Origin of the sequence: Streptomyces sp. NPDC020917 (assembly GCF_044333795.1) — a bacterium.
GTDB lineage: Bacteria > Actinomycetota > Actinomycetes > Streptomycetales > Streptomycetaceae > Actinacidiphila.
On sequence record NZ_JBIRRR010000003.1, the window covers coordinates 207,534 to 220,590 of the forward strand.

At 69.0% G+C, this 13,057-nt stretch carries 12 protein-coding genes and 2 pseudogenes; 10 read left to right on the forward strand and 4 right to left on the reverse strand.

Annotation, left to right across the window (positions count from 1 at the left end; genetic code table 11):
* Positions 1 to 249 precede the first annotated feature (249 nt).
* Positions 250 to 600 (forward strand): hypothetical protein, encoded by a 351-nt coding sequence (locus tag ACH4TG_RS08230; protein WP_398241364.1) that lies wholly within the window; start codon positions 250 to 252, stop codon positions 598 to 600.
* Between the two features lie 23 nt (positions 601 to 623).
* Here ACH4TG_RS08230 and ACH4TG_RS08235 read toward each other — a convergent pair whose 3' ends face one another.
* Complete coding sequence (locus ACH4TG_RS08235; protein WP_398241365.1) at positions 624 to 1,142, reverse strand: TMEM175 family protein; 519 nt, start codon at positions 1,140 to 1,142, stop codon at positions 624 to 626.
* 359 nt (positions 1,143 to 1,501) lie between these two features.
* Here ACH4TG_RS08235 and ACH4TG_RS08240 point away from each other — a divergent pair, with 359 nt between their 5' ends.
* Positions 1,502 to 2,539, forward strand: a complete 1,038-nt coding sequence (locus ACH4TG_RS08240) for an alcohol dehydrogenase catalytic domain-containing protein (protein WP_398241677.1) — start codon at positions 1,502 to 1,504, stop codon at positions 2,537 to 2,539.
* A gap of 163 nt (positions 2,540 to 2,702) precedes the next feature.
* On the opposite strand, the gene ACH4TG_RS08245 is transcribed toward ACH4TG_RS08240, so the two are convergent.
* Positions 2,703 to 3,344 carry a TetR/AcrR family transcriptional regulator gene (locus tag ACH4TG_RS08245; RefSeq protein WP_398241366.1) on the reverse strand — a complete coding sequence of 214 codons (642 nt, stop codon included), beginning with the start codon at positions 3,342 to 3,344 and terminating at the stop codon, positions 2,703 to 2,705.
* A gap of 275 nt (positions 3,345 to 3,619) precedes the next feature.
* Between ACH4TG_RS08245 and ACH4TG_RS08250 the strand changes: the two genes are divergently transcribed.
* The 3 genes and pseudogenes from ACH4TG_RS08250 to ACH4TG_RS08260 form a co-directional block, all read left to right on the forward strand.
* Positions 3,620 to 4,255, forward strand: a complete 636-nt coding sequence (locus ACH4TG_RS08250; protein ID WP_398241367.1) for a nuclear transport factor 2 family protein — start codon at positions 3,620 to 3,622, stop codon at positions 4,253 to 4,255.
* 456 nt (positions 4,256 to 4,711) lie between these two features.
* Complete coding sequence (locus tag ACH4TG_RS08255) at positions 4,712 to 5,083, forward strand: nuclear transport factor 2 family protein (protein WP_398241368.1); 372 nt, start codon at positions 4,712 to 4,714, stop codon at positions 5,081 to 5,083.
* A 289-nt stretch (positions 5,084 to 5,372) separates the two neighbouring features.
* Positions 5,373 to 6,005: pseudogene (locus ACH4TG_RS08260) on the forward strand (menaquinone biosynthetic enzyme MqnA/MqnD family protein); the annotation flags it as partial.
* A gap of 306 nt (positions 6,006 to 6,311) precedes the next feature.
* Here ACH4TG_RS08260 and ACH4TG_RS08265 read toward each other — a convergent pair.
* Positions 6,312 to 6,500: a hypothetical protein gene (locus tag ACH4TG_RS08265; protein WP_398241369.1), complete on the reverse strand. Its 189-nt coding sequence runs from the start codon at positions 6,498 to 6,500 to the stop codon at positions 6,312 to 6,314.
* Positions 6,501 to 6,839: 339 nt separating this feature from the next.
* Between ACH4TG_RS08265 and ACH4TG_RS08270 the strand changes: the two are divergent.
* The 3 genes and pseudogenes from ACH4TG_RS08270 to ACH4TG_RS08280 all read left to right on the forward strand — a co-directional run.
* Positions 6,840 to 7,549, forward strand: a pseudogene (locus ACH4TG_RS08270) (LLM class flavin-dependent oxidoreductase); the annotation flags it as partial.
* Between the two features lie 49 nt (positions 7,550 to 7,598).
* Positions 7,599 to 8,000, forward strand: a complete 402-nt coding sequence (locus ACH4TG_RS08275; RefSeq protein WP_398241678.1) for a hypothetical protein — start codon at positions 7,599 to 7,601, stop codon at positions 7,998 to 8,000.
* A gap of 214 nt (positions 8,001 to 8,214) precedes the next feature.
* Entirely contained in the window at positions 8,215 to 9,486 is a 1,272-nt protein-coding gene (locus ACH4TG_RS08280) for a glutaminase (RefSeq protein WP_398241679.1), read from the forward strand.
* A gap of 773 nt (positions 9,487 to 10,259) precedes the next feature.
* Here the strand turns inward: ACH4TG_RS08280 and ACH4TG_RS08285 are convergent.
* A complete protein-coding gene (locus tag ACH4TG_RS08285; RefSeq protein WP_398241370.1) occupies positions 10,260 to 11,012 on the reverse strand; it encodes an SDR family NAD(P)-dependent oxidoreductase in 753 nt (250 codons plus the stop codon).
* 123 nt (positions 11,013 to 11,135) lie between these two features.
* On the opposite strand from ACH4TG_RS08285, the gene ACH4TG_RS08290 reads away from it, so the two are divergent.
* Together ACH4TG_RS08290 and ACH4TG_RS08295 are read left to right on the forward strand one after the other, a co-directional pair.
* Positions 11,136 to 12,086 carry an AraC family transcriptional regulator gene (locus tag ACH4TG_RS08290; protein ID WP_398241371.1) on the forward strand — a complete coding sequence of 317 codons (951 nt, stop codon included), beginning with the start codon at positions 11,136 to 11,138 and terminating at the stop codon, positions 12,084 to 12,086.
* 417 nt (positions 12,087 to 12,503) lie between these two features.
* Positions 12,504 to 13,016 (forward strand): GNAT family N-acetyltransferase, encoded by a 513-nt coding sequence (locus ACH4TG_RS08295; protein WP_398241372.1) that lies wholly within the window; start codon positions 12,504 to 12,506, stop codon positions 13,014 to 13,016.
* The last annotated feature ends 41 nt before the right edge of the window (positions 13,017 to 13,057 follow it).

Below are 13,057 nucleotides of genomic sequence, written 5' to 3' on the forward strand. Positions count from 1 at the left end.
CGACGCCGCCATCGTCGAGGAGGTGGGCACGTGCCCGGCCCGACCGTCCGCAGGCCGTCCTCTCGCCACCGGACCCGCCGGACCGGCGGCCGTTGCGCCCCAACGCCCGTGCTGCTTCTGGCCCTTGCCGTCGGCCTGGGCGTGACCGGCGCCTGCACCTCGACGCCCCACCGGCCACCGGCGTCCACGGCCACAGACGCGCCGTCCACCACCACAACCACCACCCCACCCGCTGCCTCGACGGCCCCCGTGACGACGTCCCCCGCGACCCTCATCCTCGACGAGCACGCCGCAGGGACCCTCGTGCGCGTCCGCCCCGGTACCCGGATCCTCGTCCGGCTCCCCAGCACCTACTGGTCGACGCCCACGCCTTCCGACCCCCGGGTGCTCGCGCCGGGCGCCACCCGCCACTCCCCCGCGGGCTCCTGCCCACCCGGCGGCGGCTGCGGCACGACCTCCGCCCGCTTCACCGCCACCCGCCCCGGCACCACCCGCATCACCGCCCACCGCTCCATCTGCGGCGAGGCACGGCGCTGCCTCCCGGGCCAGAGCGGCTACACGGTCGAGGTGACCGTCATCGGCCCGCGCGCCCCCGCCTGACCACCGGGAAGGCGAGCGGACGCTCACATCGCCCCCACCTCGGTCCGGTTGGTCGCCGGGCGGGCTTCAGTGGGCGCGGCCCAGCGGGTGCGCCCGGGCGCGGTGGCCGAGCGCGAACTTGCCAGTTGCAGCAGGTCGATGAGGACGACCGTGCCCGCGTAGAGGGCCACGGCCAGGGGTTGCGAGGCGTACTCCGACAGCAGGGTGGTCGGGAACGGCAGCAGCGCGATGGCGCCCAGCCCCGCGAGCGTCAGCCGGAGCGCCGGCCCCTCCACCCGGCGGGCGATCTGCAGCATCCTGCGGTGGTCGCGCCAGAAGGCGGCGAGGATGGCGAAACTCAGCGCGTACGCGCCGATGTTCGGCAGCAACTCGTACAGCATGTGGCGGAAACCGGCGGCGTCCAGGCCACTGGTGACGCGGATGTCGAGCACCAGCAGCGTCATTGCGATGGCGAAGATCCCGTCGGACAGCGCGATCAGCCGCGCCAGGTTGCGGCTCTCGGGATCGTCGTCGCTCACGCTCACGCTCACGCTCACGCTCACGCGCACAGCCTGGCCGCCGCCCGGCGCCGGCACCCCTGATTACGCCTTCGGCGGGCACGCCGCCGGAGCCCGCCACCCGCGGCACCCGCCGGACGGAGTCACTGCGCATGCGGCGACATCCACAAGCCCCGGGCGCGCGCTCCGGCCCGCGTCTGCGCAGCGGCGCAGGGACCGCCATCGCGGACACCGCGTGGACCGGTTACGGCCACCGGTTCGCCGGCAACGCCACCCGAGCCGAGCGCGGCGCCGGCGATGTGGACGTCATCACCGTCCTGATGCGTCTGCCGGCCGGCGGGGAAAGAGTGAGGGCCCCGGCGCGTTCTCCTCGGCCCTCTCGTTTTCTCCCCGGCGAACGAGGATTGACATCCCGCGCGGGGGCAAGCGGCCGAAAGGGCCCTCGCCCCGCTGTCATCGAGGTCGCCCCGGACGGCTCGCTGCAGCCGGCGGAACGGGAACTGGCCGAGCCCGCCGCGGGACACGTGCGCATCCGGGTGGAGGCGTGCGGGGTCTGTCACTCCGACAGCTTCACCGTGCACCCGCACCACCCCGCACAACCGTCTACCGTTCCGGGGCACGAAATCGTCGGGGTGATCGACGCGCTGGGGCCCGAGGTGGAGGGCTGGTCGACCGGGCAACGCGTCGGAGTCGGGTTCCTCGGTGGCCACTGCGGGGTGTGCCAGTCCTGCCGGATGGGGAACTTCGTCGCGTGCACGAACCAGCCGCAGACCGGCATGGACGTCGACGGTGGTTACGCCGAAGTCGTCCACGCGCGGGCGACCGGTCTGGTCGCGATCCCGGACGAGTTGACGTCGGCTGAGGCAGCGCCGCTCCTGTGCGCGGGCTTCACGACGTTCAACGCGCTCCTCAAGGCGCACACCGAGGCCGACGACCTGGTGGCCATCCAAGGCATCGGCGGCCTGGGGCACCTGGGTATCCAGTACGCGGCCAAGATGGGCCTGCGGGTCGCCGCGATCGCCCGCGGCACCGCCAAGGAGAAGCTGGCCCGCCAGCTCGGCGCGCAGTACTACATCGACTCCACCGAGACGGACCCCGGCGAGGAACTCAGGAAACTCGGCGGCGCGCAGGTCATCATCGCGACAGCTGCCGCCGGCGACACCTCCCCCCTGCTCAACGGCCTTGCCAGCGGTGGACGACTCGTCGTCGTGGGAGCGTCCGACGAACCGGTCAAAGTCACCCCGATGCAGCTCGTCTTCGGCGACGTCCAGGTCATGGGATCCCTCACCGGAAGCGCCATCCAGAACGAGAACAACCTCCGGTTCGCCACCGACCAAGGGATCCGGGCGATGATCGAGACCCGGCCGATGAGCGAAGCGCCGGACGCGTACGAGCGGATGTCCAGCGGCGACGCCCGCTTCCGCATGGTGCTCACCGTGTGACCGCACCGGCCGGCCGGCACGGGTCCGGCGCACTGGGCCGGGCCAGAGCCGGCGCGCGGCCCGGGTGCTGCGGGTGTGGGTGGCGGTGTGGCCGGTGTCGACCATTCCCGGCGATGAGCGAACGCGGGCCGCCACGAGCCGTGCCCGGCAACCCGATGGAGAATCAGCGGCGACCGTCGGCGGTGTCTCCACGGAACGCCCCGGCCACCACGGGGACCAGCCTGCGCTCGATCTGCTCGGCGGACATGGCCGCCAGTTCGGCGCCGATGGGGGCCAGCGCAAGCCAGTTCAGCAGGCCGGCTGCGCATCGCGTACGGAAGACGAGTTCCTCCTCGCCGACTCCGGGAAGGTGCGCCGTCAGCACCCGGAGGGCCTCTTGGCGACTCTGGTCGAACTTGCCGGCCAGCCGCTCCCATCCCTGGGGCGGGTCGATGCCGACGCGCGCCACCGTCCGCATCACGGCCAGGTCCTGCCCCCCGGCCGCCAGGGCGCGGATCATCGGCCGGGCGAAGGCTCCCGCCACCTCGTGAAGTGACGCCGTCGGGCCGAGGGGGCCGAGAGCCAGGAGTTGCGCGTCCAGATACTGCTCCAGTGCGTGCTCGATCGCGGCGTCGCACAGCGCCTTCAGCGACCCGAAGTGGTAGCTCACGGCGGCGACGTTGGCTCCGGCGCGATCGGTGATCTCGCGGAGTGTCACGCCCTCCTGGCCTCGTTGCGCGAGCAGTTCCAAGGCGGCCGACTGCAGGCCGTCCCTGGTGCGCTGACCAGCCTTGCGGCGCAGGTCCGCCTTCTTTACCTCTGTCACACCATGAAGTCAAGCATCTGCTTGACTTCTTTGTCAATCAGCCGGCCCCGCCGCCCATGAGGCCGCCTTCAGCGCCAATCCCCAAAGCCGGGACGCCGGGCCCGAGTTGACGATCCCTGCCGCAGCCGCCCGGCGCGCCACACAATTCAAACGGTCGCTTGACAGGTGCGTGGACACGGGACAAGAATCTTAATCGAGCGTTTGATTAACTAAGAGCGCGAGAGACCACGACGCACGGATCCCGGATCCGGCGTACGAACCTGGAGGAACACGTCATGAAGCTGCTCGGCCGGAAGTCGATCACCGTCGCGGCCGCGATCGCGGTCCTGGGCGGTCTGTCCATCGCCGCCGTCCCCAGCCAGGCCGCGGGCCCGGTCACCGGGAGCACCGCCGCCCACGCCGGCCTGACCCCCGGCGACCTGGCCAAGCTGCCGCTCACGGACCGCCACCTGACCAAGCACGAGAGGGCCAACCTCGAACTCGTCCTGCGCGCGTACCAGTCCGCTGAGGGCAAGAGCCTGGACGTCGACACGTTCGTCAGCAGTTTCGCCAAGGACGGGGTCTTCAACGACATGGTCGCCGGCAACTCCTACCGCGGAAAGGCGCTCGGCGACGTCCCGCCCTACATGGTGAGCCTGTTCCCCGACGTCCACCGCGAACTCAAGCGGATCACCGTGAACGGCGACGTGATCAGCATCGAACTCGCGATCCAGGGCACGTTCGAGGGGCCGCTGGAGACACCGGCGGGCACCGTCCAGCCGACCGGCGCGAGGGTCGACGTGCCGACCGCGGACTTCTGGTACCTGCACGACGGAAAGGTCGAGCAGTTCAACTGCTACGTCGGATACTCGACCATGTACGCCCAGATGGGCGTGAACTTCGACTGGGCCTCCGCGGTCGGCAAGCACTGACCCGCCTCCCGGCGGGTGATGCCCGGCGCCCGTCAGCCGCCCGTCACCCGCCCGGGCCCGTGCCCCGCATGCCACTCCCCCGCGACCGCCCGGGCCGAGCGCGCGGCCCTCCCTCTGTTCCTGGCCGCGCATCTCCTCGTCCGCGGGCTGCCGGCGCTGACCTACCGTTCCGCCGGACTGACACGCCGGGAGGTCGTCGCCAGCGGACTCCCGCAGGCCCACTTCCCTGCCGGTCCCGGCGGCCGCCTCGGCCATCGGACTGCAAGTTGGGCGCGATCAAGCCCGACACAGCCGCCGTTCACGTGGCATCCGGGCTCCTGTCGGTGATCGTGTTCCCGCTCCCGCCTCTTCCGCTCCTGGGCTGCCGGCGAAGGTGCCGGGGCCGACGGCCCCCGAAGAACCCGCCGAGATGGGCCGTCCATCGGACCGTCCACCCAATGAAAGGCACGCACCGCCATGACGAACAGCATCACCGACCTCATGTACCGAAACCTTCTCGATGTCTTCAACGAGAAGGACCCGGCGCGCCGGTCCCTGGCGATCTCTCAGATCTACTCAGGAGACGTGGTCTGGCACGAAGCCGACCAGGACTTCACCGGGCACGAGGCTCTCGCACGTCGCGCCACGGAACTCCAAGCTCAGTTTCCCGGCTGGGACTTCCAGCCGTTCGGCCCCGTATCGGTCAACCACGACATCGGACACCTCGCCTTCCACTTCGGCCCCGCCAACCAGCCGGCCGCCGCAACCGGGATGGATATCGCCCGCTGCAAGGACGGCGTCATCGTGGAGCTCTACACCTTCGTCAACGCATCCGGAGAACCGAGCTGACGGTCGTTTCTACAGGGGGCGCCTTCGGGAAGTCCGCTGCGCACGCCTGTGTCGCCGGGTCCCCTCTTGCAGGGGCGCTCGGCGCCCGGTTCGTGCAGATCGACGTGACCGACGACGCCTCGGTCCAGGCCGCGGCCGCGGATGTCGCCGCGCACGAGGGAGCGATCGACGTCCTGGCCAACGTCGCAGTATGCCCTGCCCTTCTACTGCGCCTCGAAGGCCGCGGTCACCATGCTCACGAGGCAGTACGCCAGGGAACTGAGGGACGTGAAGGTCAACGCCGCTGCTGCCGGACATCGCGGTGGGGAGCGACGGGCCGGTGACGTCGTGCCTGATCGTCAGCCAGGTCCCGTTGGGCGAGCTGGACGGGCGGCGGCTGGCGCTGGGTTCCACCTCGCGTTCGTCGGTGCGCCTGGCCCGGCTGCTGCTTGAGGAGCGCGAGGGTGTGCGCCCGAGGTACGTCACCTGTCCGCCGGACCTGCCGGCGATGATGCAGGACGCGGACGCCGCGGTGGTGATCGGTGACGTGGCCCTGCGCGCCTACCTGTACCAGGCGCGGGAGCTGGGTCTGCGGGTGTACGACCTGGGCGAGATGTGGAAGGCGTGGACGGGGCTGCCGTTCGTGTTCGCGGCTTGGACTGTCCGCATAGTCTACCTGGAGCGCCACCCGGTCATCGTGCGTGAGGTGCACCGGGCGTTCCTGGAGTCCCGGGACCTGTCCTTGGCCGAGGTCGACAAGGTGTGCGAGCAGACCGCCCGGTGGGAGGCGTTCGACGAGCAGGCGCTACGTCGCTACTACACCGAGGCCCTCGACTTCTCCTTCGGGGAGCGCCAGTTGGCGGGCGTGCGGGAGTTCGCCCGCCGGGTCGCGGCGGACGCCGGGTTCGATCCCGAGCTGGAGATCTCGGTCCTGCGGCCGTAGCGGCGGCCCGCTCGTGGGCCGGCCGGTGCGGGCCCGGTCGTCGTCGCAGGTGGCACGAGTGACTGGACGAGAGACGGCGCGCAGCGGGTGCCACCACCCGAGTGCGGCGCCGACGCCGCACGCACGGGGCGTGCCGGGCTGCTGTGCGGGTGGGGCGGACGGCCCGGGGGGGTGAGGCGGCCCGCCCCGGCTCGGTTACTTCGCGAACTTGGCGTTGAACGCGAAGTAGTCGATGGCGCCGGCCATGGGGGTGTCCAGATCGGCGAGGAAGGAGCGAGCCGCGCTGCTGGATGCCGGCGCTCCGGCTCAGGCGGTCGGGATGGTGCCGAGCTGCTGGAGGACCTTCACGCCGTCGTCGAGCCCGAGCTCCTCGGTGGCACTGCCCAACGCCGCCGGCAGGAGCGCCGATACGTCGGAGATCCTGGTGGGCTCGGGGACCACCCTGACCGACGTGCAGATCGACGGCAACTCCGTCTGGCGCGGCCTGGGCGGCACGGGCGGATCGGACTACGGCATCAACGCCAGCGGCGCACGAACCTGCTCCCCGGCCAGGTCGCCACCCAAAACGACTCACCGGGCACCCTCACCGTCACCGGCTGACGCCACCCGGTGCGAGGCGCACGGTGCCAGGAACGCCCCAGGGCGGGCGCCTTCCCGGCGGGTCCGCCCGCTTCCCTGTGCGCGGGCCTGACGCGGGCGTGGCGCCCGCGTCAGGCAGCGGCGGTCACTCGTAGCCGACGACTTTGAAGTCCTTGCTGACGAACACGTGGTGCGGCCAGTTGACGCTGATGTTGTGCACCTCGTACTCCCCGTCGTCCAGCCGCACCACCCGGTCGGCTCGCCTCGGGCGTGACAGTGCTGTCCTCGGACGACCCGGTACGGGTTTTCCAGCGGTTCGCCACGGTCGACGCGCTCTCCAACGGTCGCGCCGAGGTGATCCTCGGACGTGGTTCCTTCAAGGAGTCGTTCCCCCTGTTCGGGTACGACCTCAAGGACTACGAGGTGCTGTTCGAGGAGAAGATCGACCTTTTCCATCGGCTCCTGGACGAGAGACCGGTCACCTGGGAAGGCACCACGCGCGCAGCCCTGAACCATGCGGACGTCTACCCGAAGACGGATTCGGGACGTGTCAACACCTGGGTCGGGGTCGGCGGGACTCCGCAGTCGGTGCTCCGCACCGCTCAGTACGGCTTCCGGCTCATGCTGGCCATCATCGGCGGCGCCTGACCGGTTCGCTCCCTACGTGGATCTGTACCGGCGCACCAGCGAGGAGTTCGGCACGACCGCACAGCCGGTCGGGACGCATTCGCCCGGCTTCGTCGCCTCCACCGACGAAGAGGCCAAGGAGCTCTTCTACCCCGGGTACAAGGAGATCCGCGACCGGATCGGGGGGGGGGGAGCGCGGCTGGCCGCCGCTCCGCCGGGAGGAGTTCGACGCCGAAGTGGACCGCGGGTCCCTGTATGTCGGCTCGGTGGAGACGGTCGCGACCAAGATTGCTCGTGCCATCCGGGTACTGAACTCGGGCCGGTTCGACTTGATCTACCCTGATCTCAGGGTCCGGTGACCCCTCCAAGATCGCGCTCACCATCAAGATCCTCACCCCCGGAGCGACCGCTGTGTGGCCGGCCCAGGCCGCGGATGCCGCCGACGCGGTGGTCCTGGCTCTCTCGCTCGGCAAACACCGCGACCTCCCCGTTGCGGAGTTGGAGGGCCAGCTGGTCATCGACGCGATGAACCACTGGTGGGAGGTCGACGGTCCCCGCGACGCGATCCTGCCGCCCGACACCTCTTCGAGCGAAGCCGTCCAGCGGTTCCTGACGGGCGCACATGTCGTGAAAGCCTTCAACCAGACACGCTCGGATTCGACCCCGTCGCCATCGGCGACCTCGCAGCGGGCATCCGGCTGGAGCCGGGAACCCCCGCCTTCGGAGCCAATGTCGACGCCGACCAGCTTCGCGTGCTCACCGCCGCCCCTGCTCCGACAAAACTTCTGAAACCCTCGTAACAGAAGCGCCGGTGCATCCGTGACCGTCCAACTCGATCTCGTCAGATTTCAGGAGTGATCACGCGCACCACGCTCGGCGAGGCGCAAGGTCATCTCCCAGGCCGCATCGATAATTTGACGCCGTGAAGCACTGTCAGGTGCAGCCCGGGCGCACGCAACCCGGTTCTCACAGCCTGAAGACTGCAATGATGCATGGAGGACGAATGCGGCCCATCATTCCCGACTATCTGGCCGAGGTGCTGGGAGATGTGGAGTCGGACACGTCCGGAGAGTTGGCGGGATATATTCCGGAGCTCGCAGCAGCGGATCCCGAGCGCCTCGGAGCGGCCTTTGCCACGATCGGCGGAGAGGTCTACAGTGTCGGCGACTTCGATGTCGAGTTCACCATCCAATCGATCTCCAAACCGTTCACATATGCGTTGGCCCTGTCCGATCGCGGATTCGACTCTGTGCTCGCCAAAGTCGGTGTCGAGCCGTCCGGCGAGGCCTTCAACGAGATCTCCCTCGAAAGCGACACCGGGCGCCCCCTCAATCCCATGATCAACGCCGGCGCGATCACCGTGCACTCACTGACCGGCGCGGGGGACCTGAATCCGGCGGAGCGTGTAGAACGCGTGCTCCACGGCCTCTCGGCTTTCGCCGGTCGTCGGCTGGAGATCGACGAGGCGGTATGTGTGTCAGAGCAGGAGAACGCGCACCGCAACCTCGCCATCGCGCACATGCTCCGCAGCCACGACATCCTCACCGAGGATCCCAGGCCCATCGTGGACGGCTACACCCGCCAGTGTTCCGTGCTCGTCACCACGCGAGATCTGGCCGTGATGGCCGCGACGTTGGCCAACCGCGGTAGGAACCCTCTCTCGGGTGAGCAGGTGGTCCCGGAAGCGGTGGTACGTCAGGTGCTGAGCGTCATGTTCAGCTGTGGAATGTATGACGCCGCTGGTGACTGGGCGACGCAGGTCGGTATCCCGGCGAAGAGCGGGGTGGCCGGAGGCCTGATCGGCGCGCTCCCCGGGCAGATCGGCATTGCCACCTTCTCACCACGACTGGACAGGCACGGGAACAGCGTTCGCGGGGTGTCACTGTTCGAGCGATTCTCTTCGGACATGGGTCTGCATGTGATGGAGGTCCCCGCCGCTGCGCGTGCCGCCGTGCGGTCCCACCATGTCGTCGGCAGCGGACCAGGCGCGCTCCGCGTCCTGCAACTGCAAGGTGGCATCGGCTTTGCCGCAGCCGAGAGAATTGTGCAGGAAGCCGAGGGAATTACACCTTCGGACGCCAGGGTGGCTTTGGACCTGACAAGGGTCCATGCGATCGACGACGTGGCACGGCGCATGTTGCTGGAGGTCGCACGCCGACTGACGCTGGACGGTCACGAAGTCTACCTCGTCGACCCAGAATCGATCATTCCCGACCCCGATCCCGGCGATGGTGGCCGAGTCACTGTCGTCGGCAACGTGGGCACGCTGACCTAGACCCCGCGACCGCGGGAGGAGGCCAGATCGGTTGAACGCGCACAGTGAGGAGGTCATGACCGGTAGCTGGAACGCCGCGATCCTCAGCGCTCCGGTTGCCGCGTACGCCGTGGTGCCGGCATGGGCCACCGATTACCCCCTGCTCGGGGTCCATGGAAGGGAGTCACCACCCGCGAGCGAGGATACGCCGGCTCCTGATCTCGGTCACGGTCCGATCCGGAGATTCATCGATCGGCTGAGCTCACATCATGAACGGGCGAAGCAGCAGCATCAGGAAGTGGACTTAGCCGAATTCGATCGCCAGTAACGATTTCGACCTGGGCGCCGACATCGCACGCCCAGTCGCTCTTCCCGCACGAGCTCGTCGGCTTCGACGCTCAAAGCGATCTCGGAATCGTCAAGCAGCCACCGGAATAGCGCGAAGAGGAAGGCGGCGCAGAGCACCGGACGAGCAAGGGGTCTCCCGGCACCCGGACCTGTGGGGTCCAGCGTCAGTGCACCGGTACCGCCGACGGACCGAGAACTCCGGCCAGGCACCAGCCGCGTGCCTGCTTGTCGCACGGCCGAAGCCGCCCCTCCTGCTCGGTCACTCCGTGCTCAACGACGGGGACCGCGTGGGCGGATCGGAGTCCACCTCACATCCAACCGCTACGACCGTCGACCCGGGGCCACCGCGACCGTCGCCCCGACTCCCGGGCAGCCGACGGCCCGTCCGGGTGAGGGGCGCATGGAACATGGAACGCCTCGGATGCCACCCGCCGTGTGCTGCCTGCTCAGATCTGGTTCGTGCCACCGTCGACGTAGATGTTCGCGCCGACGACGTAGCTGCTCTGTTCCGAGGCCAGGAAAGCCACGACCGCCGCGGCCTCCTCGGGCTGACCCATACGGCCCTTTGCCACGGTCGCGGCAACACTCTCCTTGACGGCCCGGGCGGTCTCCTCGTCGCCGAAAGCGGCGGTGCCCCCAGGAGTCTCGATCCATGCCGGCGAGACCACGTTGACCCGGATGCCCCGGCCCTTGAGCTCGTTGGACCACGTCCGCGCGAAGGACCGAACTGCCGCCTTCGACGCCGCGTACGCGCCGAACGCCTCGACTCCACGGTCGCCGGCCGTCGAACCGACGAGGACGATCGAGGCTCCGTCATTGAGCAACGGCAACGCCTTCTTCACGGTGAACAGCGTGCCTCGGACGTTGACTGCGAAGGTCTGGTCGAAGTGCTCTTCTGTGGTCTGCTCCAGCGTCAGGAACGCACCGATCGCCGCGTTCGCCACGAGCACGTCCAAACCCTTGCCACGCGCCCGCACCGCCTCGTAGAGCTGGTCCAGGTCCTCCGGCTTCGAGATGTCGCCGACAACCGCGGTGGCCCGGGCTGCTCCGATGATCTTGACGGCGGCCTGGAGTTCGGCCTCTCGTCGGCCGGTGACGAACACGTACGCACCCTCGTCCGCCAGCCGTACGGCAGTGGCCAGGCCGATACCGGTGCTGCCCCCGGTGACCACCGCCGTCTTGCCTGCCAGCTGTCCCATGTGGGCGTCTCCCTCGCTCTCTCGCTGCCGAACCGTTCGGCATATCGATACTGCGGGAGCAGCAGGGTACGATCAATAATGCAGAGTCCAGAGTTCTTTACGTAACGTCCAGGAGGGTCGTCCGTGCTCGGCTTTCAGGATCCGGTGGCTGACGCAATCGGCCTGCTCCGACCCCGCACGGTGATCGGGCCCAGTCTCCGGGCAGCGGGAGAGTGGGCTTTGCACTTCGACACGTTCTTGCACGTGCGGATCGGGGGCCTCGTGAGCGGCACGTGCTGGTTGATCCTCGAAGGGCACGAGCCGGTGCTCCTGCAGGACGGTGACACCTTCATGCTGGGAAACCCGCCGCCCTATGTGCTGGCCAGCACGCTCGACGCAAGCCCGCTCCCGGCGGAGCAGGTGTGGGCGGGTGCCGAAGACGGGTTCGTGCGGATCGGCCCGGAGTCCGAGGAGGACCTCTACCTCTGCGTCGGACACATCGGGTTCGACGACGAGAACGCGGCTCTCCTGACGGATCTTCTGCCGCCGCTCGTGATCGTCCGCATGGCCGATCCCCATGGCAGGCGGCTCGCGCAACTGATCGATCTCCTGGCCACCGAGGTCGGGGTGGCCGCCGCCGGCGGCCCGCTGGTGCAGAACCATCTCGCGCAAATCCTGCTCGTGCACATGCTGCGTGCTCACGCGGGTCAGACAGACCGGCCCACCGGCTGGCTGAGCGCCCTGAACGAGGACGGCATCGGTGCCGCCCTGCGCGCCGTGCACGCGGACGTGGCCCACTCCTGGAGCCTCAAGGAGCTCGCCGAGATCAGCCACATGTCGCGTTCCGCGTTCGCCCAGGCATTCAAGAGCCATGTCGGGGTCCCGCCGTTGGAGTACCTGATCCAATGGCGCATGAGCCTCGCGCGCGACGCCCTCGCCCGCGACACTCTGTCGATCTCCGAGCTCGCACGGGCCACGGGCTACCTGTCCGAGAGCGCGTTCAGCACCGCGTTCCGCCGCGTGGTCGGCTCATCGCCCGCACAGTTCCGGAGCCAGGCACGCCAGCCACCGCGCTCGGCCGCGAACGGAAGCTGAAGGAGGCGTCCTGGGCTCAGGTGTGCTGTTCACGCCAGCTACGAGGACACCAGCACGCCGCCGCCCCGCATGGACGGGGTTGCGTGGGAGCTTCGCCACCATCAACGATCTCCTGCTCGCCGAAGTCGCTGCGGTGACCAGAGCGGGCCGAGAACTGCCCCGGCACTTCGTCGAACCCTGGCTGCTTGCCATTGGTGACGGGGGTTTCGCAGAGCATGTGTACGGAATATGTCCCGCTGTCTCCGTCCCGTCCCCGCAGGTTGCCAGTGCGGCTTCGAAGGTTCGGCAGGTGCCGGTCCGGGCCGGAGCCGTTGGTCACGACGAGAACGGACCGCGTTCCCGCACCGCCCTTGGCCTTCCCGGGCATGCACGGAATCGCCATCAGGGGCAGGGCGAAGGCCCCGGTGAGGAACGGTTATGGTCGGTGCCGTGCCAGATGCCTCTGAATCCGCCCACGTGGCCACTCTCACGCTGCGCCCCGCGACGCGCACCGACTTGCCCGCGGTGCTCGCTTTGCTCGTTGACGAGGAGAGGGTGGTGGACCCGGCGGGGCTCGTGGTTGATGACGTGTATGAGCAGGCGTTCGCGGCGATCGACTCGGACCCGCGTAATGAAATTCTGGTCCTGGTTGAAGGCGTCGACGATCAGGGCGATGACAGCAGGGTGGTGGGCTGTCTGCAGGTGACGTACATCCCGGGGCTGGGCAAGGGAGGGGCAGAGCGGGCCTTGATCGAGGCGGTGCGGATCCGTGCGGACCGTCGAGGTGGCGGACTCGGACGCATCTTGATGGAGCGCACGATCGAGCGGGCCCGCACGCGTGGCTGCGGCCTGGTCCAGTTGACCAGCAACAAGCAGCGCGAGGACGCGCACCGCTTCTACGGCAGGTTGGGCTTCGCGCGCAGTCATGATGGGTTCAAGCTCGCTCTTTAGCGTCCCTCGCCCCAGTCGCTGGTGCTGGTGGGCGGAGACCG

Bases quoted from the DNA above. Each gene is read 5' to 3' on its own strand.
- ACH4TG_RS08280 (WP_398241679.1), top strand. From the start codon at position 8,215: ATGCGGCCCATCATTCCCGACTATCTGGCCGAGGTGCTGGGAGATGTG.
- ACH4TG_RS08250 (WP_398241367.1), top strand. From the start codon at position 3,620: ATGAAGCTGCTCGGCCGGAAGTCGATCACCGTCGCGGCCGCGATCGCG.
- ACH4TG_RS08255 (WP_398241368.1), top strand. From the start codon at position 4,712: ATGACGAACAGCATCACCGACCTCATGTACCGAAACCTTCTCGATGTC.
- ACH4TG_RS08285 (WP_398241370.1), bottom strand. From the start codon at position 11,012: ATGGGACAGCTGGCAGGCAAGACGGCGGTGGTCACCGGGGGCAGCACC.
- ACH4TG_RS08295 (WP_398241372.1), top strand. From the start codon at position 12,504: ATGGTCGGTGCCGTGCCAGATGCCTCTGAATCCGCCCACGTGGCCACT.